We start from the raw sequence: 25762 nt of genomic DNA on the forward strand, positions 1-25762 counted from the left end.
TCCGGCTGGTTGCGATGTGTTGGCCGCACGACGGGAGGCGTCACAATATGAAGGCCACACTGCAGGCTTCGAATGGCGTCGCCATCGGAAACCCAGTGGAAGCGAATGTTATCGCGGTCCTCGAGTCGATGGCGCGCGGCGGAAACGCGGTCATCTCCAGCGACAGAGAACCGAAAGTGGTCTTCATCCAGGTATGGCTTCGCGATAACGGGGTGTACCAGCTGGAATACCGCGACGGGAGGCCGACTCGGCACTATCAGACCTTGACGGTGTCCCGGGAAAAGGTCTGTGCCGCTATTGTTGGCTGGCTCGCCGACGATGATTCCTGGAAAGCGTCTTTTCAGTGGAAATTCATCGGCGATTGGTTTGCAGACGAAGAGGAGTAAGCGTCTCGCATCGTTCGGGAGTCGAAAGCCAGGAAGTTCTGGGCGGATCGGGGACCAAACAAGCTGATCCCCGACCCGCCCAGAGCAAACTCAGGACTCCGTCTGACGCCGTCCGCCGGAGCCGTTGCGGCGGTTTCGCGGCGGCTGGCCCGATCCGCGACGGTCGCCGCCGGCAGCGCGGCGGCCGGTGCCCTCCGTGCCTCGGCGGCCGGCACCCGTACCGCGGCGCTGGTCTTCCCGGCGAGCCTGGCCTGCCTGCCGGTCCGAACCAGCCGGGGACCCGGCCCGCGCGGCGCGTGGCTCCGTGCCCTGACGAGGTCCGCCGCGGCCGCCACCGGAGCGGCGGGGCTGCGAGCCGGTCCGGGCGCCGAGGCCGCCTCGGTTTTCCGAAGGAGCGCCTCGGCGGCGGCCGGTTCCCGGTGCGGCGCCGGAAGCGGTCACCGTCTTGGGGCGGTTGTCCACTACCGGGCGGCGCGGCGATGCGGTGAACGAACGGTCGCCGGGGGCCAGTTCGGCCAGCAGCGGGTGCGAGGGCGAGATCCGCGTGGTGGTCGGCGAGATGCCCGCCTTCCGGGTCAGTGCGCGGACGTCCGAGACCTGCTCGTCGGTCATCAGCGTCACCACGGTGCCCGAAGCGCCCGCGCGAGCGGTGCGGCCGGAGCGGTGCAGGTAGGCCTTGTGCTCGACCGGCGGGTCGGCGTGGATGACCAGCGTGACGTCGTCCACGTGGATGCCCCGGGCGGCGATGTCCGTGGCCACCAGGGTTTTCGCGGCACCGGAAGAGAACGCTTCCAGGTTGCGCGTGCGCGCGTTCTGGCCGAGGTTGCCGTGCAGTTCGACAGCGGGTACGCCGCTCGCGACCAGTTTGCGGGTGAGGGCCTTCGCGCGGTGCTTCGTGCGGGTGAAGACCAGGGTGCGGCCGGGAGCCGCGGTGAGGTCGACCAGGACCGGCAGGCGGTGGGTTTCCTCGAGGTGCAGCACGTGGTGCGTCATGGTCGAGACCGGGGACTGCGCCGAGTCGACGCTGTGCAGCATCGGGTCGTTCATGAAGCGCTTCGCGAGCACGTCGATGCCGTTGTCGAGCGTCGCGGAGAACAGCAGGCGCTGGCCGCGCTCGGGGGTCGCCGCCATGATGCGGCGGACCTCGGGCAGGAAGCCCAGGTCGGCCATGTGGTCGGCCTCGTCGAGCACGGTGATCTCGATCTTGTCCAGCTTCGCTTCGCCGGAGCGCATGTGGTCGGCGAGCCGGCCGGGGCAGGCGACGACGATGTCGACGCCGTCGCGCAGGCGGGTGATCTGCGGGTTCGCGCTCACGCCGCCGAAAATCGTGGTGGCCTTGAGGCCCAGCGGGCGCGCCAGCGGCACGATCGCGGCCTCGATCTGGGTGGCCAGTTCGCGCGTCGGGGCGAGGATCAGCGCCCGGGGCCGGCCGGGGCGCCGCCGCGTCGGGCCCGCGGCCAGGCGGGCCAGCACGGGCAGCACGAAGCCGTAGGTCTTGCCGGAGCCGGTGCGGCCGCGGCCGAGGACATCGCGGCCCGCGAGCGTGTGCGGGAGCGTGGCGGCCTGGATCGGGAAGGGCTCGGTGACGCCCTGTGCGGCGAGCGCGTCGACAAGAGTCTTGGGCAGGCCGAGTTCAGTGAAAGTCGTCATGGTTGGTGCGGACGCGAAAGCGTCCCGTATCTCCGTACGTAGCGCGGTTGTCCTGCCCGGCGCGGCCTCGGGTGGCTGCGGCGCGTGGTCGTCGACAACAGTGAAACGCGGTCCGAGGCAGAACTGAGCGGACCGCACCGTCCACTATACCGTCCCAAGATCCAGCGGGCTACGTGATATCGCCCGCAGGCCGCCACGCGCGAACCGACGAAGCGGGTGCGCGATGTTCGTTCGTTTCCACCATCGCCGCCGCGTCCGGGGGTGCGAGGCTGGCCGCATGAGCGCAGACGAACTCCGGGGACTGCTGGGCGAATGGGCGCGGGAAGCGGGAGTTCCCGGTGTCTCGGCCGGGATTCTCCACGAGGGCAAGGAAATCCTGCTGACCGCGGGAGTGTCCAGTGTGGACACCGGAACGCCGGTGGACGACGACACCCTGTTCATGATCGGCTCCACCAGCAAGACGTTCGCCGCCGCCGCCGTGCTCGTGCTGGTCGAGGACGGCGTGCTCGAACTGGACCGGCCGGTGGTCGAGTACCTCCCGGAGCTGCGGCTGTCCGACCCGCTCGCGACCAAGACCGTCACGCTGCGCCACCTCCTCACGCACTCGTCCGGCTTCCTCGGCGACATCGAGGTCAACACCGGCTGGGGCGACGACGCGCTCGCCCGCGCCGTGCGGCAGTTCGACGAGCTGCCGCAGGTGTTCCCGGTCGGCGAGGTGTTCTCCTACTGCAACGCCGGATTCCTGCTGGCCGGACGCGTCGCGGAGGCGGTGTCCGGCGGCAGCTACGAGGACCTGGTGCGCACCCGGCTGCTGGAGCCGCTCGGCATGACGGACTCGTACTTCCAGCCCTGGGACGTGCTCACCCGGCGGCACGCGGTCGGGCACGCGCTGCGCGAGGAAGGTCCGGCGGTCGCGCACACCGTCGGCCTCGTCCGGGCGGACGCTCCGGCCGGCGGTCTCTGGTCGACTGCCCGTGACCAGCTGAAATGGGCTCGATTCCAGCTGGCCGGCGGGGAGGTGCTGAGCGACGAGACCCGTCGCCTGATGCACAACGCGCAGCGCAAGGGCGCGTTGCCGTTCGAGGAGGTCGGGCTGTCCTGGCTGCGGCTGAGCCACGGCGATGCGCAGCTGGTGCGGCACGGCGGGAACGTCAGCAACCTGCAGCTGTCGGAGTTCGTGATGGCGCCGAGCGAGAACCTAGCGGTCACCGTGCTCACCAACAGCGCGGGCGGCGGCGCGCTCGGTCCGGGGATCGTCGACTGGTGTCTCGAGAACCTCGCTGACCTGCCGAAACTGGACGGGCGTCCGTCCAGGGCGATCGACCCGGGCGACTGCCCTGGGCGGTACCGGACGGGCTCGCTCATCTTCGAGGTGACCGAACGTGACGGCGCGCTCTGGGCGCAGATGATCCTCGACACCGATCAGCCGGACATCCTCTCGGCCCCGCCGTTCGAAGTCGTCTTCGTCGCCGAGGATGTGCTGGCCCGCGCCTCCGACACCCGCAGGCCGAGTGCGCGTTTCCGCCGGGATGACCACGGCCGGGTGGACGCGGTGGAATTCGGCGGCCGCACCGCGCTAAAGTTACCGGGCAGTAATATCGGCTGACCTGGAGATGCGATGAGCGAAACGGCGACAGCGCTGCTGAACCCGCGCGACTACGACGCCCGGAAGTTCGACCCGGAGACCCAGCGGCTGCTGCGGGCGACGATCGACTGGTTCGAATCGCGCGGCAAGCGCCGGCTCGCGGAGGCGTATCACGACCGCGAGTTCTACGCCGACTTCCTGGAGTTCGCGGGCAAGGAGGGCCTGTTCGCCACCTTCCTCACCCCGGCCGCGGATTCGGCCGGGGACGCCGAGAAGCGCTGGGACACCAGCCGGATCGCCGCGCTGGCGGAAATCCTCGGCTTCTACGGCCTCAACTACTGGTACCCGTTCCAGGTCACCGTTCTGGGCCTCGGACCGGTGTGGCAGAGCGGAAACGCGGCCGCCCGCAAGCGCGCGGCGGAAGCGCTGGCCGAGGGCGGGGTAGGCGCGTTCGGACTGTCCGAAAAGGAACACGGCGCGGACATCTACTCGTCCGACCTCGTGCTCACCCCGGACGGCGAGGGCGGCTACCGCGCCAACGGGTCGAAGTACTACATCGGCAACGGAAACTGCGCGCGCACGGTTTCGGTGTTCGGCCGGATCGAGGGCGTCGAAGGACCCGAGCAGTACGTGTTCTTCTACGCCGATTCCGAGCACCCGAACTACCACGTCGTGAAGAACATCGTGCCGTCGCAGATGTACGTCGCGGAGTTCCGGCTTGAGGACTACCCGGTGCGCGCCGAGGACCTCCTCCACACCGGGCCGGAGGCCTTCAGCGCCGCGCTGAACACGGTCAACATCGGCAAGTTCAACCTGTGCTTCGGCGGCATCGGGATGGCGACGCATTCGCTGTACGAGGCGGTCACGCACGCGCAGAACCGGATCCTGTACGGCAACCCGGTCACCGATTTCCCGCACGTGCGCCGCGAATTCGTCGAGGCCTACGCGCGGCTGACCGGGATGAAGCTGTTCTCCGACCGCGCGATCGACTACTTCCGCTCGGCGAACCAGCAGGACCGCCGCTACCTGCTGTACAACCCGATCACCAAGATGAAGGTCACCACCGAGGCGCAGAAGGTGATCGGGCTGGTCGCGGATGTCGTGGCGGCCAAGGGTTTCGAGGCCGACACCTACCTCGCGATGGCCAAGAACGACATCGACGGCCTGCCCAAGCTGGAGGGCACGGTCGCGGTCAACCTCGCGCTGATCGCGAAGTTCATGCCCGCATACCTGTTCGCGCCGCAGGAATACCCGGCGGTGCCCACCCGCGACGACGCCGCTGACGACGACTTCCTGTTCCGCCAGGGCCCCGCGCGCGGACTGTCCAAGATCCGGTTCCACGACTGGAAACCGGTGTACGAGAACGCGAAGCACCTGCCGAACGTCGCCCGGTTCACCGAACAAGCCAATGTGCTGGTGCGCCTCCTGTCGGAGGCGACGCCGGACGAGGCGCAGCAGAAGGACCTGGACTTCGGCCTGGCGCTGACCGAGCTGTTCACTCTCGTCGTGTACGGGCAGCTGATCCTGGAGCAGGCTGAGCTGACCGGCGTGTCAGACGATGTGCTGGACCAGCTGTTCGCCGTGCTGGTGCAGGACTTCAGCGTCGCCGCGGTCGATCTGCACGGCAAGCCGAGTTCCACGGAGAAGCAGCAGGAGCTGGCTTTGGCCGGGCTGCGGAAGCCGGTGGTGGACGACGAGCGGTTCGGCCGCGTGTGGTCGATCGTGCGCGAGCTTTCCGGCGCGTACGAGATGAATCCCTGACGCGCATCACTCACTAGAGCGGTCCTCTGGGCCGCCGCACCCGCTGCTGAGAACGCCCCAATGTGGCATTGGGTGCGTTGAGCGCACCGAATGCCACATTGGGTGCGTCAGACGCACCCAATGTGGCATTGGGGCGTTCTACTTGCCGAATCCGGCCCGCCGGAGCGCGTCGGCCATGGAGCCGTTGCCGCCGGAGTCGCGACGGTCCCGGCCACCGCCGCCACCACCGCCGCGCTGCTGCGGCTGGTTCCGGCGCTGGCCGCCGCCACCCTGACCGCCGCCCTGGCCACGGTCGCGACCGCCGCCACCGCCGCGGTTGGTGCCCGCGCCGGGCTCGTCGTCCAGGCGCAGCGTCAGCGAGATCCGCTTGCGCGGCACGTCGACCTCCAGCACCTTCACCTTCACGATGTCGCCCGGCTTCACGACGTCGCGCGGGTCCTTCACGAAGTTCTTCGACAGCGCCGAAACGTGCGCGAGACCGTCCTGGTGCACGCCGACGTCGATGAACGCGCCGAACGCGGCCACGTTCGTCACCACGCCCTCCAGCCGCATGCCCGGCTTGAGGTCGCCGATCTTCTCGACGCCCTCGGCGAACGTCGCGGTCTTGAAGGCCGGACGCGGGTCGCGGCCCGGCTTCTCCAGCTCCGACAGGATGTCGGTGACCGTCGGGAGCCCGAAGGTGTCGTCGACGAACTCGGTGGGCTTCAGCGCCTGGAGGGTCCGGGCGTTGCCGATCAGCTCGCGGATGCCGCTGCCGGTGCGGTCGAGGATCCGCCGCACGACCGGGTAGGCCTCCGGGTGCACCGAGGACGCGTCGAGCGGGTCGTCGCCGTCCGGGATGCGGAGGAAGCCCGCGCACTGCTCGAACGCCTTCGGGCCGAGCCGCGCGACGTCCTTGAGCGCGGTCCGCGAGCGGAACGGGCCGTTGCCGTCGCGGTGCGCCACGATGTTCTCCGCGAGCGACGTCGTGATGCCCGAAACCCGGGTCAGCAGCGGGGCGGACGCGGTGTTCACGTCCACGCCGACCGCGTTCACGCAGTCCTCGACCACCGCGTCCAGCGAACGCGACAGCGACACCTCGGACAGGTCGTGCTGGTACTGGCCGACGCCGATCGACTTCGGGTCGATCTTCACCAGCTCGGCCAGCGGGTCCTGCAGCCGGCGCGCGATCGAGACCGCGCCGCGCAGCGAGACGTCCATGCCCGGCAGTTCCTGCGAAGCGAACGCCGAGGCCGAGTACACCGAAGCGCCCGCCTCGGACACGACGGCCTTGGTGAGCTTCAGCTCCGGGTGCTTCTTGATCAGCTCGATCGCCAGCTTGTCGGTCTCGCGCGAGGCGGTGCCGTTGCCGATCGAGATCAGGTCGACGTTGTGCTTCCCGGCCAGCACGGCCAGCTCGGCGATCGACTGGTCCCACTTGTTCGCGGGCTGGTGCGGGTAGATGACGTGGGTGTCGACGACCTTGCCGGTCGCGTCGACCACGGCCACCTTGACACCGGTGCGGAAGCCCGGGTCGAGGCCCATCGTCGCGCGGGTGCCCGCCGGGGCGGCCAGCAGCAGGTCGCGCAGGTTCGCCGCGAACACGCGCACGGCGTCGTCCTCGGCCGACTGGCGCAGCCGCATCCGCAGGTCGATGCCCAGGTGCAGGAGGATCTTCGTGCGCCAGGCCCAGCGCACGGTGTCGCCGAGCCACTTGTCCCCGGGACGGTCCTGCTGGCTGATGCTGAAGCGCGCGGCGATGCGCTGCTCGTACTCGGTGGGGCCGACGCGGGGCGGAGCGTCCTCGGCGACCGGCTCGGAAGGCTCCATCGACAGGTCGAGGATCTCTTCCTTCTCGCCGCGGAGCATCGCGAGGATCCGGTGCGAGGGGAGCTTGGTGTAGGGCTCGGAGAAGTCGAAGTAGTCGGAGAACTTGGCCCCGTCGGTCTCCTTGCCGGCGCGGACCTTCGACGCCAGGTGACCCTCGGTCCACATCTTCTCGCGCAGTTCGCCGATCAGGTCGGCGTCCTCGGCGAAGCGCTCGACCAGGATGGCGCGCGCGCCGTCGAGGGCGGCCTGTGCGTCCGCGACGCCCTTGTCCGCGTCGACGAACACTGCGGCGGCTGCCTGCGGATCCGTCGTCGGGTCGCTCAGCAGGCCGTCGGCCAGCGGCTCCAGACCGACCTCGCGGGCGATCTGCGCCTTGGTCCGCCGCTTCGGCTTGTAGGGCAGGTAGATGTCCTCCAGCCGCGACTTCGTGTCCGCGGCGAGGATCTGCGCCTCGAGCGCCTCGTCCAGCTTGCCCTGGCTCCGGATGGACTCCAGCACAGCGCCGCGGCGCTCGTCCAGCTCGCGCAGGTAGCGCAGCCGCTCCTCGAGCGTGCGCAGCTGCGCGTCGTCCAGCTCTCCGGTGACTTCCTTGCGGTACCGGGCGATGAACGGCACCGTGGACCCCTCGTCGAGGAGGGTGACGGCGGCCTTGACCTGCCCTTCGCGCACCCCCAGCTCTTCGGCGATCCGCTGCTCGACCGACTGCACGCTCAAAACCAGGCTCCTGCTTCGTCTCGGGTTGCTCCGAGCCTGCATTGTGCCGCTGCCCGCCCCGCCCGCTGCGGATGGCCCGCCGAAGCCCCTCCGGAAGTTCCTTGACATCCGTATTGGTCTAGTCCATTTTGAGGTGACCTGGCTCACTGTCGTGCGGAGGTCTGCCCGTGTCCCCACACCCGTCCCCCCGGCGGCTGCCTGCCCTGGTGTCCCTGCTGGCCTCGGTCGCGCTCGCGCTCGGTGTCACGCTCGCCCTCGGCACCAGCAGCGCGTCGGCCGCGAACATCCTCGCCAATCCCGGCTTCGAGACCGGCTCGACGTCGGGCTGGACCTGCACCGGCACCTCGTCGGTCGTCTCGACCCAAGCGCACGACGGCAGCCACTCGCTGAGCGCGGCACCGTCGGGCTCCGACACCGCGCAGTGCTCCCAGCAGGTCACTGTGCAGCCCAACACCGCGTACAAGCTGTCCGCGTGGGTCCAGGGCAGCTACGTCTACCTCGGTGTCTCCGGCTCCGCGGTGCAGAACACCTGGACGCCCGGCGCGACCGGCTGGCAGCAGCTCAGCCTGAGCTTCACCACCGGCTCGTCCACGAGCCTCACGGTGTACCTGCACGGCTGGTACGGCCAGCCCGCCTACCTCGCCGACGACGTCAACCTCGACGGCCCGGGCACCCCGCCCACCACGTCCACGAACCCGACTTCGCCGACGTCCACCACTCCGACGACCCCGACCTCGCCGACGACGACCACCACGACCAGCACGCCGCCGCACAACGGCGACCTGCCGAAGCACATCCTCACTGGCTACTGGCAGAACTTCGACAACGGCGCGAAGACGCTGAGGCTGGCTGACGTGCCCACGACGTACAACGTCATCGCGGTCGCCTTCGCCGACGCCACCAGCACGCCCGGCGCGGTGAGCTTCACGCTCGACCCGGGCCTGTCGTCGAAGCTCGGCGGCTACACCGACGCGCAGTTCCGCGACGACATCAAGACCGTGCAGGCGCGCGGCCAGAAGGTGATCATCTCGGTCGGCGGCGAGAAGGGCACGATCAGCGTCGGCGACAGCTCCTCGGCGAGCAACTTCGCCAACTCGGTGAAGCAGCTGATCTCCACCTACGGTTTCGACGGCGTCGACATCGACCTGGAGAACGGCATCAACGCCACCTACATGGGCCAGGCGCTGCGCAGCATCCACGACGGCGGCGGCTCGGTGATCACCATGGCGCCGCAGACGATCGACATGCAGTCCACCCAGGGCGGCTACTTCCAGCTGGCGCTGAACGTCAAGGACATCCTCACCGTCGTCAACATGCAGTACTACAACTCGGGCGCGATGCTCGGCTGCAACGGGAACGTCTACTCCCAGGGCACGGTCGACTTCCTCACCGGGCTTTCGTGCATCCAGCTGCAGGGCGGCCTGCGGGCCGACCAGGTCGCGTTCGGGCTGCCGTCCTCGGGCTCGGCCGCGGGCGGCGGGTACCAGTCGCCGTCGAACGTGGTGTCGGCGATGAACTGCATGGCCAAGGGCACCGACTGCAGCTCGTTCAAGCCGTCGGCGGCGTATCCGGAGTTCCGCGGCGCGATGACCTGGTCCATCAACTGGGACGCGTCGAACGGGTACGGGTTCGCCAACACGGTCAGCGCGGGCCTGAAGAACCTGCCCTGATCGAACGCACCAGGTAGTCGGCCGGGTCGAGTGCCCTGGTCCGGCGGTCGTATTCGGTGACCAGCCCGGGCCAGTTGGTGCTCACCCGGCCGTTTTCCTGCCGGTACCAGCTTGTGCACCCGCTCCAGACGCTGTGCGAAAGCCGCGCTTGCACCTCGCGGTCGTAGCGCTCCTCGACTTCTGCCCGCACCTCCAGCGACGCCACGTCCGGCCGGGCGAGGTGCTCGACGGCCTGGCGGAGGTAGCGCGCTTGCCGCTCGATCATGTAGATGATCGAGCCCGCGCCGAGGTTGGTGTTGGGGCCGTACACGCAGAACAGGTTCGGGAATCCCGGCACTGTCATGCCGAGGTACGCCCGCGCGCCGCAACGCCACGCCTCGGACAGTGACCGGCCGTCGCGGCCGAGCACCTTCATCGGGCCGAGGAATTCGGTCGCCTTGAAACCGGTGCCGTAGATCAGCACGTCCGCTTCGTGCTCCACGCCGTCCGCGGTGCGGATGCCGCGCGGGGTGATTTCCTTGATCGAGGATGTTTCGACACTCACGTTCGGCTGGGCGAGCGCGGGCAGGTAGTCGTTGGTGAACAAGATCCGCTTGCAGCCCAACGGATAGTTGGGCCGCACACTGCGGCGCAGGGTGCGGTCCTTGAGATGGCGACGGCGCAGCTGAGCGGTGCGCAATTCGAAGATCTTGGTCAGCAACGGATATCGCGTCATGCCGTAGGTCGCGTACTCGGCGAGCAGGAAGATCCGGGCGCGACCGAACAGCTGTGTTTTCGGCAGACGGCGGAAAAGCCGCTTCTGCCAGGCTTTGTAGCGGCCGTCGTTCTTGCCCATGATGTACGGCGGCGTGCGCTGGAAGACGGTGACGTGCGCGGCTTCCTTGCGGATCTCCGGCACGAACTGGATCGCGCTCGCGCCGGTGCCGATCACCGCGATCCGCTTGCCCGCCAACGGGATTTCGTGGTTCCACTCGGCGGAGTGGAACGCCTCGCCGGTAAAGGTCTCGCGGCCCGGGATCGACGGCCAAGCCGGCCGGGAGAGCTGGCCGACGGCGGGCACGAAGACGTCTGCCTCGAAGGTTTCGCCTTGTGCGGTCTCGACCCGCCAGCGGCCGTCCTCGTAGGTCGCGGATGTGACCTCGCGGCTGTAGCGGATGTGCGGTTCGATGCCGTATTTCGCGATCACGTGCTTGAGATAGGCGTGGATGTCCGGCTGCATCGCGTACCGCTTCGGCCAGTCCGGGTTGGGCTCGAACGAGAACGAATACAGCGGCGACGGGATGTCGCAGGCCGCGCCGGGGTAGGTGTTCTCGCGCCACACGCCGCCCGGTTCGGCCGCCCGCTCCAGGATCGTGACGTTCGGGAAACCGGCGCGCTTCAGCTCGATCGCGGCGCCGATTCCGCCGAACCCGGTGCCCACTACCAGCACCGACGGGGTGTCGTCCATAGCCCGAAGCTACGCAGGCGGCCGCCGGTGCGGAAGGGCACGAACGGCCACTCGATCGAGAATTCCGGCCACCGGACGCGGTTACTCGCTCATCAGCCGGACCTCGTGCGCCTTGCCGGGCTCGGCCCACGCGAGCAGCTTCCGTCCGGCGCTCTCCAACGCGGCGGTGTCGCGCTTCGAGATGCGCTCGAACGGCGTCAGCGCCATTGCCGCTGACTCGCGCGTGGTCGTGGTTTCCCAGCTCCCGCGGACCCGGCCGTCGACCAGCAGGGTGCCTTTGACCAGGCCGTTTATGGTGATCACGCGTTTGCGGTGCTCGTCGCTGATCATCCGCGTGCGGTCGGCGTAGGACAGCAGCGTCTGGTCGAACGGGCCCAGCAGCCGCGGCGGCGCGGGCGTGTCCTCGTCGGGCAGCGTGGCGTCCGGCAGGTCGTAGAGCGTGCGGCCTTCGGGATCGAGGTAGGTGCGCAGGTCCATCTCCTCGATTACCTCGCCGAGCTTCGTGACGCCAGCCCAAGCCTGCACGTCCGCAACCGTCGCCGGACCGAACGCGGCGAGATAGCGGCGCACCAGTTCGGCGGCGGACGGTTCGGGCGCGGCGACGCCGTCGAGCCAGTGGTCCGCGACCTGGTAGGTCGGCTGCCCGGCCTTGCCCCAGATGCCGCGCGGCGGGATCTGCACGAGTGGCAGGACGGCGCGGACCAGGAACATCAGCGACGCGGCAGGAGTCTCCGGGTAGTGCTCGACCAGCGCTTTGCCGAGCTGGTCGCTTGAATACGGCCGCTCGCGCAGCAGCTCGCTGGTCGTCTTCGCCACGGCGTCGTGGTCGAGCTTCGACAACGGCTCCCGGTGCTGGTTGGCGGCTGTCAGGGCGCGGTCCATGACGATCTGCGTCAGCGGACGCCAGGCCAGCGCGTCGGCGGCGGGGACGAGGTGCACCGTGCCGCGCATCAGCACCATCCGCACCACGCTGCGGTCGAGCAGCAGGCTCGCGAGATCGTCCGGCTGGAACCCCGGCAACCGGCACCACAGCGCGTAATACGGCGGGAACGGCGCTTGCGCTTGCAGCCCGGCGAGATGCGCGACGGCGTCGAGGACCGGCATCTTGGCGGGCTGCAAGAGCAGCTGCCGGTCGAGGGTCGCGCGGTTGAGGACGCGGTGGGAAAGGTGCACGGCGGGAGCTTAACGAGCAACCCGGACAGTTTTGGCCCTCGATCGGCACGCGGGCGGCCGGTTGATCCATAATTCCGGCCATGGCCGAGCTAGCCGCACCCGCCATCCGCGACTGGGACTACCCGCGCGGCACGGCGAGTGTGCTGCTCATGCACCGGTTCGCCGAGGAACGCGGCGTCGCGCTGCCTGGTGTGCCGGTCGAGGAATTGCGCGCGCCGGACCGGCAGCTCGACGCTCGGCAGGAGCTGGCCGTCGTGCGCGCGTTGCTGTCGACAGTCGGCTCCGGCGACGACGTCGCGCTCAGCCTCGGCTGCCGGTACCGCGCGACGACGTTCGGGATCTTCGGCTTCGCCTGCATCAGCAGCCCGACGATGCGCGACGCGATGGTGTTCGCCTTGCGGTATCTGGATTTGTCGTTCACCTTCTGCATTCCGCACGTCGAGCTCGACGCCGCCGGACTCCGCCTGGTGCTGGACGATTCGCGGGTCCCCGAAGACGTCGCGCGCTTCCTCGCACTGCGCGACCTGTCCGCGATCTGCACCGTCATGCGGGATCTCTTGCCGGAGATCTCCTTGGAACGGCTGGAGTTCCGGTTTCCGTCTTCGTCCTTTGTGGACGCATATCGGACCGCCTTCGGGGTGAGCCCGATTTTCGGGGCGGCCGAGCATCAGGTCATCCTCGATCCGGAGCTGCTGAACCTTCCGTTGCCGCAGGCCAACGAGCAGACCGTCGCGTTGTGTGCCGCGCAGTGCGATGCCCTCGTCGCCCGTCGCCGCGCGCGATCCGGGGTCCCGCAGCTGGTGCGGGAACGGCTGGTGCGGCTGGGCGGCGCGGATGCCGGGATGGACGAGATCGCCCGTCAGCTCACGCTCAGCGCGCGAACGCTGCGACGTCGGTTGACCGAGGCGGGCACCGGCTACCGCCAGCTGCTGGACGAAGTCCGTCAGACGCTCGCTGAGGAAATGCTCGACACCGGCGTGCTGTCCGTTGACGACGTCGCGCTCCGGCTGGGCTACGCCGAGGCGTCGAGCTTCATCTACGCGTTCAAACGCTGGACTGGCACCACGCCCGCCGCGTACGCCCGTCGCAACCGATAGCCGTTATGGACACTTCGTTACATAATGCCGTAGGCTGCCGGCATGGCTCGACCTCGCACCTTCGATCGCGAACAAGTCCTTACCGCCGCCACTGAGCTGTTCTGGCGACGGGGCTTTCACGCGACCAGTGCCGAAGAGCTGTGCCAGGCAACCGGTCTCGGCCGCAGCAGCCTGTACAACACCTTCGGCAGCAAGGGTGCGCTGTTCGCGGAATGCCTCGGCCGCTATCTCGACACCACCGCGCAGGCCACCGCCGAGGTGATCGCGAAAAAGGGCGACACGGTGGCGCGAATCGAGGCTTATCTGACGAAGGTGGTCCTCGAAGAAGCCGAGCGGTCGAGCACCGGCGCGCCGAGCGGGTGTCTCGCCGTGAATTCCGTCGCGGAACTGGCTGGCGACACCGAGAACGCGGAATTTCTGGAGCAAGTCGCCCGCGACACTGATGCCCGGCTGCGCCTGCTGACCGACCTGTTGCGCGCAGGTCGGGCGGCTGGCGAAGTCACCGCCGAGGTTCCCGCGGAAGGCTTGGCCGCGTATGTGAACGCCAGCGTCGCCGGGCTGCGGATCTCCGCTCAAGGCGGCGCACCGCTGGCCCGGCTGGCCGACATCGTCCAGGCCGCTACCCGGGCACTCCGTCCGTAACACCCCCCCCATCCTTCCCGGTTGAACGCTGACCGTGTTTTGAACCGATCGTTACAGAAAAGGGTCTTTCATGTCCTCGCCCCAAGTGCCGTCCGCGGTCTACGTGCTGGCGGCAGGCATTTTCGCCATGGTCACCAGCGAATTCGCCGTCGCCGGGCTGATGCCTCAGCTCGCTGCCGGACTCGGTGTCGACGTCGCGCAGATCGGCTACCTCATCACGGTCTTCGCCGTCGCGATGGCAGTCGGCGGCCCGGTGCTGACGCTGGCGTTGCTGCGTATCCGGCCGAAAGCGGCGTTGATGGTCATTTTCGCGGTGTTCTTGGCGGGCAACGTGCTGGCCGCGCTCGCGACGACGTACTCGGTGATGGTGGTCGCCCGCGTGATCGGCGGCGTCGCGTCGCAAGCCTTCTTCGGCATCGCGATTTCCCTGTGCGGGCAGCTGGTCGACGAACGCGTGCGGGGCCGGGCGATCGGCGTCGCGATGAACGGCCTGATGCTCGGCACCCTGCTCGGGCTGCCGGTGGCGACCTTCGCGGGCGGACATTTCGGCTGGCGGGCGGCGTTCTGGACGATCACCCTGCTGACCGTCCTCGCCGCGCTGCTGACTCAGTTCCAGGTGCGCGATGCCGGGCGGGCTCAGCAGCGGGAAACCGCGGACTTCCGCGTATTCCGTCGCCCGAAGCTGATTCTCGCGCTCGTCTCCAGCACGCTGATCATCGGTGCGACGTTTTCCGCGTTCAGCTTCTTCACTCCGATCCTTACCCAGCTCAGCGGGTTCTCGCCGGACACGGTCCCGCTGCTCCTGCTCGGCTACGGCGCGGCCACGGTCATCGGCAACAACGTCGTCGGCAGGCTCGCCGACCGGCACACCGTGGCGACGCTCGTCGTCGGCACCATCCTCAACGCGGTCTTCCTCACCGGCTTCGCACTGTTCACGGATGTGCCCGCGGCGGCGCTGGCGTTCATGTTCGCGGTCGGCCTGGCCGGCGTGACGATGAACCCCGCGATGGCGGTGCGAGTGCAACGGGCGGGGAACACCAGTCCGCTGGTCAACACGGTGCACTCGTCGTTCATCACGCTCGGGGTCATGCTCGGCTCGTCTGTCGGCGCCAGCCTGATCGAGCCGTACGGCCTGCGCGCGCCGATCGTCCTCGGCGCCGCGATCGCCGTGGCCGCGGTTGTGACGATCCTGCCCGCGTTCCGTCGTCGAGCGGTTCAGCCGGTGGTGCCCGTTCCGGAGGTTTGCTGCGCCAATACGGCCGGATAGGTGGTTTCCAGCAGCTGCACCAGCGATTCCACGAGGAACGCGCGCAGTTCGGCCCGTTCGAGCGTGCCGCGGACCAGCCATTCCCGGGATGCGGCGCGCAGCATCCCGCCGTAGGCGCGGATCATCGCCCGCAGCTGCGGATGTCCGTTCGCGGGCAGCTGGGCGGCAGCGAGCACGCGGTCGGCGGCGATCTCGTCGGCCTCCCGCATGATCCGCTCGACCTCCGGGTCGTGCGCCGCGTCGATCACCGTGAGCCAGGCGTCTCGGTTGCGTTCCACGACGTCGATCCACCGGTCGATGCCGATCTCCAGCCGGAGCCGGGGCGGGCCGTCGGGCAGCGCGTCGACGACCGGGGCGGGCACGATCGTCATCTGCCGCACCACTTCGAGATACAGCTCGCGTTTGCCGCCGAAATAGTGGTTGATCAGCGGCCGGGCGACCCCGGCCGCCGCCGCGATGTCCGAAGTGGACACCGAGGAGTAGCTGCCCGCGCCGAAGCACCGCCGGGCCGCGGCGAGGATCTCGGCCCGGCGCTGCGCGGGGTCCAGCCGCCGCCGGGGTCCGCTGCTCACCGGGCCAGCCTCGCCGCCGGGCGAGGTCGTTGTCAACACGGTGCGGGCTCCCCGGCGGCGCGGTCACCGGATGCCGTTACCCAACCGGAACAACCGGCCGGTAACTCCGGCCGCCCCGGCCGCGACCTTCAGCCGGGGGACGTGGGGCGAGCGGGAGCGGGCGATGAACGGCACGGACCAGCAGCCGCGGCCGCCCGGCCGGTGGGTCGGGGTGCGGTTGCACTACCGGCACGTCCGGATGGACGACCGGCCGTGCGCGACCGGCTGCCCGGAGGACGAGCTGACGGTGTCGTATCCGGGGATACTGATCAGCAGCTACGACGACGGCGAACTGGTGGGAGAGCGGTGGATCCCGCTCGGAGCCGAGCCGAGCGAGGAGGACGACGAGGCGCTGATCGAACAGCTGCGGGCGGCGCTGTGGTGGCAACTGGGCGAAACCCAGGCGGACAGCTGAACCCGCCGAGAAGTCCGTGAGGGGAACCCTGGGGGAATCAGAGTCCCTCGGGGTTCCCCTCACGGACTTCCCAGCCGCCGTTCGACGCCGTCCAGGAGCAGGCGCAGGCCGTATTCGAAGGTCTGGTCCAGGTCTTGGCTGACCGGCTGGGCGGTCGTGTAGTCCAGGGCGGGGTAGCGGCCGGTCGCGCCGATCCGCCGGAACTCGGCCTCATGGTCGTCGAGCCATTCGTCGTTCGCGACGCCGGTGTCCTGGCGGGCCCACGCCTCCGACTGCCAGGTCAGCCCCAGGCCGCGGACGTGGCCGAAGAGGGTGAGGTGGACCAGAAGCAGCTCTTCGGCGGGCAGTCCGGCGCGGCGCAGGGCGGCCAGCACCCACTCGGAGTACCGCATCAGATTCGGCGTGGGACGGGGCCGGGTCATGGACAGTGCCTCGGCCACCCACGGATGCCGCCTGCAGACTGTCCACAAGAGACGGACGGTGGTTTCCAGGCAAGCCCGCCACGGGATCGGCGGTTCCCGGCGGATCGCTTCGCCTGCCACTGTGTCGGCCATCAGATGCACCAGTTCGTCCTTGTCTCCGACGTGCCCGTGCAGCGACATCGTCGCGACGCCGAGTTCGGTGGCGATCCGGCGCATCGACACCGCGGGCAGCCCGTCCGCGTCAGCGATCCCGATCGCGGCGCGGACGATCCGGTCGCGGCTCAGCTCCGGTTCCCGCTGCCGCTCGCCGGACCGCACGACGGTTCCGGCGCCCGGTTTGGTGTCGACCAGCCCCAGCCCGCGCAGTTCGGCGATGACCTTCGTCGCGGTAGCCATCGCTACGCCCCATTCCCGGGTGATCTGCCGGGTCGAGGGCGCGCGGTCGCCCGGCCGCAACCGTCCGCTCGTGATGCGGTCGCGGATCTCGGCCACGATCCGCTGGTACGGCGCAGGATCCATCGACTCCCCAGTGCACTAGTGCTCCCACAGCTCCTCCGGCAACGGAGAAGAACTGCACTAGGGCAAAGGTACGTGAACGGAGAAACGCTCGTACGGTTTGCCCATGCGCACTGTTTTGATTTCCGGCGCGGGCGTCGCCGGGCTTTCTCTCGCGTACTGGCTGCGGCAGTACGGTTTTCACCCGACTCTGGTCGAGCGCGCACCCGCGTTGCGCGCCGGCGGCCAGGCGATCGACATTCGCGGCACGGCCCGCGAGGTGATCGCCCGCATGGGGCTGATGGACGAGGTCCGTGCCGTGCACACCGGCACGCGCGGCATCGCCTGGCTCGACGAACAAGGCCGTCGGGTGGCCGAAATGTCCGCGGATGCTTTCGGCGATTCTGGCGGAGTGGTCGCGGATCTAGAGATCCTGCGTGGCGATCTCGTACGGATCCTGCACGACGCCGCAGACTCTGAAATCGAATACGGCACCGAAATCGCCGCGCTGACCGAGGAATCCGAAGGGATTCGCGCGACCTTCACTCACGGCCCCGCGCGGACGTTCGACGTCGTGGTCGGCGCGGACGGCATCGGATCCAGCGTGCGGGCCATGGTTTTCGGTCCGAAATCAGTGCGCGACCTCGGTTATGACGTCGCGTACTTCACTGCCCGAACCCAGCTCGACCTGGCCGGCTGGGAGGTGATTTACAACCTGCCCGCGGGCAACGGGGTCGGCGGCCGCGCCGTCATGCTGTACCCGCTGGGCACGGCTGGCGAATGCTGCGCCATGCTCGGTTTCGTTTCGCCGGAACCGCTTTCGTCGAGGGAAGACCCGGCCGCCGCGCTGGCCGAGGTGTTCGCTGGTGCCGGGTGGGAGATTCCCGCCCTGCTCGACCAACTGCCGGACGACCTGTACTTCGCCCGCACCAGGGAGGTCCAGCTAACGGAATGGCACCGCGGCCGCACGGTCCTGCTCGGCGATTCGGCCTTCGGCGGTTCGCTCGGCATGGGGACCAGCCTGGCTGTCGTCGGCGCGTACGTCCTCGCCGGTGAACTGTCCACTATGGACGACCCGCGAGCGGCCTTCGCCCGCTACGCCGACGAGATGCGGGACTACGTGGCCGCGAACCGGAAACGCCCGCCCGGCGGGGCCAGGGGTTTCGCCCCGCGGACCCGGAACGGCATCCGGGTGCGCAACGCGATCATGCGCGCATTGCCGCACCTGCCAGGCCGGCAACGGATGCTGGGCGGGCTTCAGCGCTCGGCGAACGCCATCACGCTGAAGCCCTACCCGGCCTTACGCTCCTGATCCGGTGACCGCCCGGTCGGCCGTCTCCGCCTTCTCCCGCAGATCGACGCCCCGGGTCTCCGGAAGCGTGAACACGACCAGCGCGCTGATCACCATCAGCACGATCCCGTAAATGACGAACAGCGACGGGTGCCCGTTCCCGGCGAACAGCGTCTGCAAGTACGGGGCCGTGCCGCCGAACGCCGCGACCGCGATCGAGTACGGCACGCCGACGCCGACCGCGCGGATGCGGGTCGGGAAGATCTCCGCGTAGACGGCCGGGCCGATGGAGGAGAACCCGGCCATGAACACCAGCGCGATCGACATCGCCACGAACAGCTGCCACGCCTCGTGCCCGACCATCGCGTTCAGCGGGAAGCTCAGCACGAGCAGGCCCGCGATCGCGATGAACAGCACCGGTTTGCGGCCGATGCGGTCGGACAGCATTCCCCACAATGGCAAGGCGATCAGGAACACGACGTTCGCGAACACGCCCGCCCACAGCGCGCCGGTCGGGGCGACGCCGCGCACGGTGATCGCGTACGACGGCGCGGCGACGGCCCACATGTAGTAGATGACCGTCGCGCCTACCGTCAGCCCGACGACCTGTGCGAGCAGTTTCGGGTTCTGCTTGATCGTCTGCCAGATCTGGCCCTTGTCCTTCGCCGCGTCCTTCTTCGAAGCCTGGAACACCTCGGTCTCGCGCATGCGAAGCCGCACGTAGAGGGAGTAAATCCCGAAGACGCCGCCGAGGATGAACGGGATGCGCCAGCCGTAGGACAGCATCTGCTCGTGGGTCAAGACGCCGGAGAGAACCGCGCCCAGCAGCGTGCCGACGAGGACGCCGCAGGTGCCGGAGAAGTAGATCAGGCTCGACCACAACCCGCGGCGGGCCGGCGGCGCGACCTCGGCGATGTAGGTCTGCGCGGACGGCAGCTCGCCGCCGTGCGCGAGGCCCTGGGCCAGCCGCGCGACCACGAGGATCACCGATGCCCACACGCCGATTTGGCCGTACGTCGGGGAAAGGCCGATGACCAGGCTGCCGGCGGCGGCGATCGCGACCGTCAGCGACATCGCCAGCTGACGGCCCTTGCGGTCGGCGATCCAGCCGAACACCCAACCGCCGACCGGCCGTGCGGCGAACCCGACCGCGAACACCGCCAGCGTGCTCAGCAGGGCCGAAACCGCGCTGTGGGCATTGAAGAACTGTGCGGCGAAGAAGGATGCGAAGGTGGCGTAGACGTTCCAGTCGAACCATTCCATCGCGTTGCCGGCACCGAGCCCGAAGAGGGTGCGGCGACGGTCTGAGACCACAGAAGTCATCGCATTGCTCCTTCGGCGAAACGGTCGAGACGGCGGACGGCGAGTTCTGCGTAGACGGTGGCGGCACGGGACAGCACGGACGGGTCGAAATCGGCGTACGGGCTGTGGTTGTTGGGCGCGGTGTGCGGTTCGAGGCCCGGCATCAGCGCGCCGAGGCCGAGGAACGTGCCCGGCACCGCGGCGAGCACGCGGGAGAAGTCCTCGGAACCGGCGACCGGATTGGGCAATTCGGTGTAGTACTGCTCGCCGATCGTCTCGCGGACGACCTCGGCTCCGAACGCCGTCTCGTCGACATCCGTTACGGTCACGGGATATTCGTTCTCGAACACGACGTCCGCGGTGACGCCGTTCGCCCGCGCGACACCGTCGATCGTCTCGCGGATCGTGGTGTCCAGCAGGGCGGCGGTGTCGTCGGAGAAGCAGCGGACGGTGGCTTCGAACTCGGCGGTCGCGGGGATGACGTTGCGCTTGGTGCCGCCGCGGATGACGCCGACGGTGAGCACAGCCGGGTCGAAGATGTCCAGCCGCCTCGTGATCATGGTCTGCAGCGCGGTAATCATCGCTGCCGCAGCGGAGATCGGGTCCTTGGCGCGGTGCGGCATCGAGCCGTGGCCGCCTTCGCCGTGCACGGTGACGAGCAGCTTGTGCGAAGCGGACATCAGCGTCCCGGGACGGCTCGCGAACTGGCCGCTGGGCAGCATCGACGAGAAAACATGCAGCCCGTACGCGGCGTCGACGCGTCGGCCAGCGGCGTCGAGCACGCCTTCCTTCAGCATTACGCCCGCGCCGTCCCAGCCTTCCTCACCCGGCTGGAACATCAGGACGACGTCGCCGTTGATCCGGTCGCGATGCGTGTGCAGCAGCCGCGCCGCGCCGACCAGCGACGTCGTGTGCAGGTCGTGGCCGCACGCGTGCATCGCGCCGTTGGTAGCGGCGAAGTCGAGGCCCGTCGCCTCCTGCACCGGGAGCGCGTCCATGTCGGCGCGCAGCAGGACCGTGCGCGGCTGAGCCGAATCGCGGGCGGAGCCTTTGCCGCGAAGCACTGCGGTCACCGACGTCGTATCGGTGCCGGTGGAGACCTCCAGGCCGAGCCCGTCGAGTTCGCGCAGCACCCGTTCCTGGGTGCGCGGGAGGTCGAGACCGATCTCGGGTTCGCGGTGCAGGTCGCGGCGCAGCCGGGCCAGGTCGTCCTGCTGGCTGCGGGCGTCTTCGTGGAGGTCCACCGGCTCGGCTCCTCTTCGTCGGGGAACGGGCGTCTTGGTGGTCGAGTGTGCGAACCGACGCCCGATATCGGGTTAGAGTTGTCGGAATCGCTCGCAGGATGGCCCGCTGGAGAAGAAACAATGATCGACTCACTGGAGGAGGAAGACTTTTCGCTCATCCACGCACTGCAACTGCGCCCCCGTGCCACCTGGACGCAACTGGCCGTGGCCCTCGACTCCTCCCCGGTGACGCTGGCGCGGCGCTGGGAGCGGCTGCGCGACGGGGGAGCGGCCTGGGTGACGGCGTATCCGCACGTGCCCGGGCTTTATCAGGTGCAGGCGGCGTACGTGGAAATCCGCTGCGCGAGCGGCCAGGTGCGCGAGCTGATCCGGGAGCTGTCGACGTGGCCTTCGGTGGCCAGCATCGAGGAGGCTTCCCGCGAGTACAGCCTGGTGCTGACGGTCTTCGGTCTCGGCCTGCGTGACCTGTCCGCCCTGCTGCTGGACGCGATCCCCAGCCTGCCCGGCGTGCTCAACACGCGCTCGCACCTCGCGTCGCGGCTGCACGTCGAAGGCAGCTCATGGCGAGTCGGCGCGCTGGACCGACGTCGCGTGCAAGCCCTGTCGCAACTGCCCTCTATCGGCGGCGGGCGGCTGGCCAAGCTGCAGCCGTGGGAAGAGCCTTACGCCCCGCTGACCGTCGCCCTTGGTGAGGACGGCCGACGCAGCGCGGCCGACCTTGCGCGGATCACCGGACGCCCCGTGTCGACTGTCCGCCGACAGCTCGGACACCTGTTGAGCGCCGACGCGTTGACGTTCCGCTGCGAGATCGCGCAGGGGCTGACGCCGTCGCCGATTGTCGTGAACTGGTGGTGCCAGGTGCCGGTGGCGCACGTGTCGACGTGCGTGGATCGGTTGCGGGCCAACCCGACTGTGCGGCAGATGGCGAGTTTGCCCGGTCCGGCGAACCTGTTGGTGACCACGTGGATGCGCTCGATCGAGGAGTCGATGCGGATGCAGGAGCATCTGGAGCAGGATCTGGCGCCGCTGTCGGTGGTGGATTCGGCGCTGATCCTGCGGACGGTCAAGCGGATGGGCTGGCTGCTGGACGATTTGGGGCGGAGTACGGGGTTCGTGGTGACTATGCCTGCGCCGGCTCGGAGGGAAGCGCCTTAGGTCAACCGGAACGTCGCGCGGTATTCGGAGGGCGAGACGCCGAGTGCGTCGCGGAAGTGGCGGCGGAGGGTGGCGGCGCTGCCCATCCCGCAGCTCGCGGCGATCTGCTCGACTGGGGAGTCGGTGCGTTCGAGCAGTTCCTGTGCGCGGGCGAGGCGTTGCCGGTGCAGCCAGTTCAGCGGGGCGGACCCGAATTCGGCGCGCATCCGGCGGGCGAGTTGCCGGGAGCTGAGACCGGCGTGGCGCGCGAGGTCGGCGACCGTGAGCGGTCGGTCCAGCCGGGACCGTGCCCACTCCGCGGTGCGCGCCAGGGCGGAACCTTCCGGGGACGGCGGCGGGGACACGAATTGCGCCTGACCGCCGTGCCGGTGCGGCGGGACGACCAGGCGGCGGCCGAGGTCGTTGGCGACCGCGGCGCCAAGGTCGCGGCGCACCAGGTGCAAGCACAGGTCCAGGGCGGCCGTTTTGCCCGCGGAGGTCAGGATGTCGCCCTCGTCGACGTAGAGCACGTCGGAGCGCACCTTCACGCGCGGATAGCGGCGGGCCAGGTCGTCGGCGTGCATCCAGTGCGTGGTCGCGATCCGGCCGTCCAGCAGTCCGGCCTCGGCCAGGACGAACGAGCCGGTGCACAGGGCCGCGATCCGGACGCCGTTCGCGTGCGCCTCCCGGAGCGCGGCCGCGAGCGCCGGATCGATCTCCTCGCCGGGCGAATCCGTGGAGGGGACCACGATCAGGTCGGCGGCTACGCCGATCTCCGAGACGCCGATCGCGGGCAGATGGGGCAACCAGTGCCGCGGCGACCGCTCCGGGCACGCCACGACGACGTCGTACCAGGCGCCGCTGGGGGAGAGGTCCGAACGGTCGACGCCGAAGACCTCGGCCGCGATCGCGACCTCGTACAGCATCGCGTGCTCGTGCAGGACGAGCACCAGTCGAGGCATGTCCGATACTGTACGCAACTCGTCCTTTCAGACACTCACGAGTGGCGCGCGAGAGTGTCCAGAATCAGCTTTATGACAGATTCCCAGCGTGTCCTGGTCTACGGCGCCAGCGGCCACACCGGAAAGTTCGTGGTCGACGAGTTGCTGCGACGCGGTCTTCAGCCGATCGTCGCGGGGCGCAGTCTCTCGCGGCTGCAGCAGTTCGCGGATCTTGACCGGCGCGCGGCAAGCATCGACGACGGCCCCGGTTTACGTGCGCTCCTCAACGACGTCGCGGTGGTGATCAACTGCGCCGGCCCGTTCCTGGACACCGCGCTCCCGCTCGCGACGGCAGCCGTCGAAACCGGCACCCACTACCTGGACGTCACCGCTGAGCAGCCCGCCGTCCAGCAGCTCTACCGCGAACTCGACGCATCTGCCCGCTCGGCCGGGACCGTCGTCATGCCCGCCATGGCGTTCTACGGCGGGCTGGCCGATTTGCTGCTCACCGCCGTACTCGGTCCCGAGACGACCGCTGACGAGGTCGAGATCGCCATCGGACTCGACCGGTGGTGGCCCACGGAGGGAACCCGGGTCACCGGCGCCCGCAACACCGCGCCCCGGCTGGTCATCCGCGACGGCGTCCTCGTCCCGATCTTCGACCCGGCGACCGGCGAATGGGACTTCCCGGAGCCGATCGGCGCACAGTCCACTGTGGAGCTTCCGTTCTCGGAGGCGGTCACCATCGACCGGCATCTCAAGGTGGGAACCCTGCGCTCCTGGCTGAACACCGCCCCGCTCGACGACCTCCGCGACCCGGACACCCCGGCCCCGCAAGCCCACGACGAGCACGGACGCTCGGCGCAACGCTTCGCCGTCGAAGTCACCGTCGGCTTTGGTACGGAGACTCGCCGCGCCACCGCGACCGGGCGCGACATCTACGCCACGACCGCACCGATCTTGGCCGAAGCCACAGTCCGGCTCCTCGACGGCAGGTACCGCGGCCCGGGCGCGCTGGCACCGGGCGAGGTGTTCGACGCTGCCGACTTTCTGACGGCGATACCGGACGCCGATTTCACTGCCGTGTGGCGATAAACGGGTCAAACGGACGGGCTGAGCGAGCCGGTGAACTCTTCGAGATGGACGTCGGTGCCGCGGAGCTGACGGAGGAATCCGACCGCTTCGGGCAGCAGGACGCGGCCGGAGATGGTGAGTGCGGCCAGCTGGGGGAGGCGGTTGCCGGAGGCCAGGAGACGGGTGAGCTGGCTGGCGTCGAGGGTGAGGATGCGTAGGGCTTTTAGGTGCGCCAGTTGGTCGATTGCCGGGATGTTCAGGCCGTCGATGGTGAGCCGGGTGAGGTTCGGGAGAGTGGCCAGCGGGGTTAGGTCGACGGGGTGGGTGAGACCGCTGAGGGTGAGGTCCCACAGGGTCGGATGCCCGGAGAGCGCGTTGAGGTCGGTTTGCTCGGCGGTGATGGTGAGGGATTCCAGGAGCGGCAGCCCGGCGACGTTCGGGACGACGGTTTTCATGCGATGGGCGCCTACCTCGCGCAGCCCGTCCAGCCGTTCGAGCACGGCCAGATCGACGTCGATGCCGTCGCTGAGATGGCAGGATTGGATCACTTCCGGATCCTCGGCGCCGATCTCGGCGGTCAGGTCCAGTTTCGCGACATCGCGGACGAGAAGCACGTGGTTCTTGTAGGGGACGTCGTGGAATGCCGCTTGGACTTCGAGCCGGGGATCGCCTTCGTGCCGGGTGAATCTGCCCGCGCGAAGGGCGGTCACGACGTCGGTGAGCATTTCGGTGACCGACGACGCGATCAGCTGAGCCACCTCCTCGCCGTGTTCGATCACTTGCCCGGACCGGCCGCCCTCGGCGGGATCGAGATCGACCGCGATCCACTGGTCGCTGTGATTCCCGCCGAAAGAAACCCACCAGTCGTTGCGGGAGACGCGTTTGATCCGCCCCGGTGGCATCGCCTCGAACACCACGCCCGCTCTGTACTGCGGTTCGTCGCAGGCGGCTCCGCGGTAGGCGCCGGGCAAGCTGTAGTGGTAGTCCTCGACCACCGTGTCGAGGGAGTCGTGGGCGAAGTAGCCGAGCAGCCCGGTTTCGCCGGAGTCCCGGCCGATCAGCCGGTAGAGCGCTCGCAGGTCTTCCGGCAGCCGCGCTTGGATCCGCGCCTCGGCGGCCGCGATCTCCTCCTCGCTCCGCCCCGGTTCCCAGTCCGGCGCGTGGCCGGTGATCGCGGTGTACCGCTCGGCGAATTCCGCGACGAGCGCGCTGACTTCCCGCAGCACCGCCGGGTCGGTCGGCGTACTGGTCGGTTCGGCTCCCGCCGGTCGCGGCATCCCCGGCGACGGGCGCTGCGGGCAGCGGAAATCCGGATCGAACACGCGCCGGGCCGGGGACAGACGGTCGACGTCGGGGCTGGTCGTGAATTGGTAGGCGCCGTCGGCGCGCAGCCGCACCTCATACACTGCCGGAGGATGGTCTCGCGGGTAGGCCCCGTGCATCGCATCGAGGAGATCGCGCCCATTGCCTCGATCCGATCCGTCAGTCCACGCCTCGACGGACCCCCAGGCGCCCATCGAAATCTGCAACACCGCTTCGGACCAGCCGTCGCCTGCCCAGTCTCGGAGCCGTTCCGCCAACGTCCGCCCGATCTCCCCCAGATCCATGCCGCCAGCGTAGCGAGAAATCCTT

Annotated in this window: 21 protein-coding genes; 11 read left to right on the forward strand and 10 right to left on the reverse strand. The window is 69.1% G+C overall.

From position 1 onward, the window contains the following. The first annotated feature begins 47 nt into the window (after window positions 1-47). Window positions 48-386, forward strand: coding sequence for a hypothetical protein (locus tag ABZX37_RS40260; RefSeq protein ID WP_354748785.1), 339 nt, complete (start codon window positions 48-50; stop codon window positions 384-386). A 90-nt stretch (window positions 387-476) separates the two neighbouring features. Here ABZX37_RS40260 and ABZX37_RS40265 read toward each other — a convergent pair whose 3' ends face one another. Continuing rightward, on the reverse strand, window positions 477-2036 hold the full coding sequence (locus ABZX37_RS40265) for a DEAD/DEAH box helicase (RefSeq protein ID WP_354748787.1): 1560 nt from the start codon (window positions 2034-2036) through the stop codon (window positions 477-479). A 277-nt stretch (window positions 2037-2313) separates the two neighbouring features. Here ABZX37_RS40265 and ABZX37_RS40270 point away from each other — a divergent pair, with 277 nt between their 5' ends. Continuing rightward, entirely contained in the window at window positions 2314-3642 is a 1329-nt protein-coding gene (locus ABZX37_RS40270) for a serine hydrolase domain-containing protein (protein WP_354748789.1), read from the forward strand. A gap of 12 nt (window positions 3643-3654) precedes the next feature. Next, a complete protein-coding gene (locus tag ABZX37_RS40275) occupies window positions 3655-5382 on the forward strand; it encodes an acyl-CoA dehydrogenase (protein WP_354748791.1) in 1728 nt (575 codons plus the stop codon). Between the two features lie 138 nt (window positions 5383-5520). On the opposite strand, the gene ABZX37_RS40280 is transcribed toward ABZX37_RS40275, so the two are convergent. After that, a complete protein-coding gene (locus ABZX37_RS40280; RefSeq protein WP_354748793.1) occupies window positions 5521-7947 on the reverse strand; it encodes a Tex family protein in 2427 nt (808 codons plus the stop codon). A 125-nt stretch (window positions 7948-8072) separates the two neighbouring features. Between ABZX37_RS40280 and ABZX37_RS40285 the strand changes: the two genes are divergently transcribed. Next, window positions 8073-9575, forward strand: coding sequence for a glycosyl hydrolase family 18 protein (locus ABZX37_RS40285; RefSeq protein ID WP_354748795.1), 1503 nt, complete (start codon window positions 8073-8075; stop codon window positions 9573-9575). Here the strand turns inward: ABZX37_RS40285 and ABZX37_RS40290 are convergent. Together ABZX37_RS40290 and ABZX37_RS40295 are read right to left on the reverse strand one after the other, a co-directional pair. Then, window positions 9547-11022 carry an NAD(P)/FAD-dependent oxidoreductase gene (locus tag ABZX37_RS40290; RefSeq protein WP_354748797.1) on the reverse strand — a complete coding sequence of 492 codons (1476 nt, stop codon included), beginning with the start codon at window positions 11020-11022 and terminating at the stop codon, window positions 9547-9549. The two genes, ABZX37_RS40285 and ABZX37_RS40290, sit on opposite strands and share 29 nt — an antisense overlap. 81 nt (window positions 11023-11103) lie before the next feature. After that, a complete protein-coding gene (locus ABZX37_RS40295; RefSeq protein ID WP_354748799.1) occupies window positions 11104-12195 on the reverse strand; it encodes a winged helix DNA-binding domain-containing protein in 1092 nt (363 codons plus the stop codon). A gap of 80 nt (window positions 12196-12275) precedes the next feature. Between ABZX37_RS40295 and ABZX37_RS40300 the strand changes: the two genes are divergently transcribed. From ABZX37_RS40300 to ABZX37_RS40310, 3 genes are all read left to right on the forward strand, one after another. Then, window positions 12276-13292, forward strand: coding sequence for an AraC family transcriptional regulator (locus tag ABZX37_RS40300; RefSeq protein WP_354748801.1), 1017 nt, complete (start codon window positions 12276-12278; stop codon window positions 13290-13292). A gap of 42 nt (window positions 13293-13334) precedes the next feature. Beyond that, window positions 13335-13934 carry a TetR/AcrR family transcriptional regulator gene (locus tag ABZX37_RS40305; RefSeq protein WP_354748803.1) on the forward strand — a complete coding sequence of 200 codons (600 nt, stop codon included), beginning with the start codon at window positions 13335-13337 and terminating at the stop codon, window positions 13932-13934. Window positions 13935-14004: 70 nt separating this feature from the next. Beyond that, a complete protein-coding gene (locus ABZX37_RS40310; RefSeq protein WP_354748805.1) occupies window positions 14005-15201 on the forward strand; it encodes an MFS transporter in 1197 nt (398 codons plus the stop codon). On the opposite strand, the gene ABZX37_RS40315 is transcribed toward ABZX37_RS40310, so the two are convergent. Next, window positions 15150-15773 carry a TetR/AcrR family transcriptional regulator gene (locus ABZX37_RS40315; protein WP_354748807.1) on the reverse strand — a complete coding sequence of 208 codons (624 nt, stop codon included), beginning with the start codon at window positions 15771-15773 and terminating at the stop codon, window positions 15150-15152. The two genes, ABZX37_RS40310 and ABZX37_RS40315, sit on opposite strands and share 52 nt — an antisense overlap. 163 nt (window positions 15774-15936) lie before the next feature. Between ABZX37_RS40315 and ABZX37_RS40320 the strand changes: the two genes are divergently transcribed. Next, on the forward strand, window positions 15937-16227 hold the full coding sequence (locus ABZX37_RS40320) for a hypothetical protein (protein WP_354748839.1): 291 nt from the start codon (window positions 15937-15939) through the stop codon (window positions 16225-16227). A 59-nt stretch (window positions 16228-16286) separates the two neighbouring features. Here the strand turns inward: ABZX37_RS40320 and ABZX37_RS40325 are convergent, their stop codons facing one another. Further along, a complete protein-coding gene (locus tag ABZX37_RS40325; RefSeq protein ID WP_354748809.1) occupies window positions 16287-17168 on the reverse strand; it encodes a TetR/AcrR family transcriptional regulator C-terminal domain-containing protein in 882 nt (293 codons plus the stop codon). A gap of 103 nt (window positions 17169-17271) precedes the next feature. Between ABZX37_RS40325 and ABZX37_RS40330 the strand changes: the two genes are divergently transcribed. Further along, on the forward strand, window positions 17272-18456 hold the full coding sequence (locus ABZX37_RS40330; RefSeq protein ID WP_354748811.1) for an FAD-dependent monooxygenase: 1185 nt from the start codon (window positions 17272-17274) through the stop codon (window positions 18454-18456). Here ABZX37_RS40330 and ABZX37_RS40335 read toward each other — a convergent pair. Together ABZX37_RS40335 and ABZX37_RS40340 are read right to left on the reverse strand one after the other, a co-directional pair. Next, complete coding sequence (locus tag ABZX37_RS40335; RefSeq protein WP_354748813.1) at window positions 18445-19758, reverse strand: MFS transporter; 1314 nt, start codon at window positions 19756-19758, stop codon at window positions 18445-18447. The two genes, ABZX37_RS40330 and ABZX37_RS40335, sit on opposite strands and share 12 nt — an antisense overlap. Then, window positions 19755-20981, reverse strand: a complete 1227-nt coding sequence (locus ABZX37_RS40340; RefSeq protein WP_354748815.1) for a M20 family metallopeptidase — start codon at window positions 20979-20981, stop codon at window positions 19755-19757. Before ABZX37_RS40340 ends, ABZX37_RS40335 begins: the two co-directional genes overlap by 4 nt. Before the next feature lie 120 nt (window positions 20982-21101). On the opposite strand from ABZX37_RS40340, the gene ABZX37_RS40345 reads away from it, so the two are divergent. After that, on the forward strand, window positions 21102-22136 hold the full coding sequence (locus tag ABZX37_RS40345; RefSeq protein ID WP_354748817.1) for an Lrp/AsnC family transcriptional regulator: 1035 nt from the start codon (window positions 21102-21104) through the stop codon (window positions 22134-22136). Here the strand turns inward: ABZX37_RS40345 and ABZX37_RS40350 are convergent. Beyond that, on the reverse strand, window positions 22133-23077 hold the full coding sequence (locus ABZX37_RS40350; RefSeq protein WP_354748819.1) for a helix-turn-helix domain-containing protein: 945 nt from the start codon (window positions 23075-23077) through the stop codon (window positions 22133-22135). The genes ABZX37_RS40345 and ABZX37_RS40350 overlap by 4 nt on opposite strands. Window positions 23078-23149: 72 nt before the next feature. Between ABZX37_RS40350 and ABZX37_RS40355 the strand changes: the two genes are divergently transcribed. Beyond that, window positions 23150-24151 (forward strand): saccharopine dehydrogenase NADP-binding domain-containing protein, encoded by a 1002-nt coding sequence (locus ABZX37_RS40355; RefSeq protein WP_354748821.1) that lies wholly within the window; start codon window positions 23150-23152, stop codon window positions 24149-24151. Between the two features lie 5 nt (window positions 24152-24156). Here ABZX37_RS40355 and ABZX37_RS40360 read toward each other — a convergent pair whose 3' ends face one another. Beyond that, on the reverse strand, window positions 24157-25737 hold the full coding sequence (locus ABZX37_RS40360) for an SMI1/KNR4 family protein (RefSeq protein ID WP_354748823.1): 1581 nt from the start codon (window positions 25735-25737) through the stop codon (window positions 24157-24159). Between the last annotated feature and the right edge of the window lie 25 nt (window positions 25738-25762).

Origin of the sequence: Amycolatopsis sp. NPDC004079 (assembly GCF_040610415.1) — a bacterium.
GTDB classification, from domain to species: domain Bacteria; phylum Actinomycetota; class Actinomycetes; order Mycobacteriales; family Pseudonocardiaceae; genus Amycolatopsis; species Amycolatopsis halotolerans.

Bases quoted from the DNA above. Each gene is read 5' to 3' on its own strand.
- ABZX37_RS40260 (WP_354748785.1), top strand. From the start codon at position 48: ATGAAGGCCACACTGCAGGCTTCGAATGGCGTCGCCATCGGAAACCCA.
- ABZX37_RS40265 (WP_354748787.1), bottom strand. From the start codon at position 2,036: ATGACGACTTTCACTGAACTCGGCCTGCCCAAGACTCTTGTCGACGCG.
- ABZX37_RS40270 (WP_354748789.1), top strand. From the start codon at position 2,314: ATGAGCGCAGACGAACTCCGGGGACTGCTGGGCGAATGGGCGCGGGAA.
- ABZX37_RS40275 (WP_354748791.1), top strand. From the start codon at position 3,655: ATGAGCGAAACGGCGACAGCGCTGCTGAACCCGCGCGACTACGACGCC.
- ABZX37_RS40280 (WP_354748793.1), bottom strand. From the start codon at position 7,947: ATGCAGGCTCGGAGCAACCCGAGACGAAGCAGGAGCCTGGTTTTGAGC.
- ABZX37_RS40290 (WP_354748797.1), bottom strand. From the start codon at position 11,022: ATGGACGACACCCCGTCGGTGCTGGTAGTGGGCACCGGGTTCGGCGGA.
- ABZX37_RS40300 (WP_354748801.1), top strand. From the start codon at position 12,276: ATGGCCGAGCTAGCCGCACCCGCCATCCGCGACTGGGACTACCCGCGC.
- ABZX37_RS40305 (WP_354748803.1), top strand. From the start codon at position 13,335: ATGGCTCGACCTCGCACCTTCGATCGCGAACAAGTCCTTACCGCCGCC.
- ABZX37_RS40310 (WP_354748805.1), top strand. From the start codon at position 14,005: ATGTCCTCGCCCCAAGTGCCGTCCGCGGTCTACGTGCTGGCGGCAGGC.
- ABZX37_RS40320 (WP_354748839.1), top strand. From the start codon at position 15,937: ATGAACGGCACGGACCAGCAGCCGCGGCCGCCCGGCCGGTGGGTCGGG.
- ABZX37_RS40325 (WP_354748809.1), bottom strand. From the start codon at position 17,168: ATGGATCCTGCGCCGTACCAGCGGATCGTGGCCGAGATCCGCGACCGC.
- ABZX37_RS40330 (WP_354748811.1), top strand. From the start codon at position 17,272: ATGCGCACTGTTTTGATTTCCGGCGCGGGCGTCGCCGGGCTTTCTCTC.
- ABZX37_RS40335 (WP_354748813.1), bottom strand. From the start codon at position 19,758: ATGACTTCTGTGGTCTCAGACCGTCGCCGCACCCTCTTCGGGCTCGGT.
- ABZX37_RS40345 (WP_354748817.1), top strand. From the start codon at position 21,102: ATGATCGACTCACTGGAGGAGGAAGACTTTTCGCTCATCCACGCACTG.
- ABZX37_RS40350 (WP_354748819.1), bottom strand. From the start codon at position 23,077: ATGCCTCGACTGGTGCTCGTCCTGCACGAGCACGCGATGCTGTACGAG.
- ABZX37_RS40355 (WP_354748821.1), top strand. From the start codon at position 23,150: ATGACAGATTCCCAGCGTGTCCTGGTCTACGGCGCCAGCGGCCACACC.
- ABZX37_RS40360 (WP_354748823.1), bottom strand. From the start codon at position 25,737: ATGGATCTGGGGGAGATCGGGCGGACGTTGGCGGAACGGCTCCGAGAC.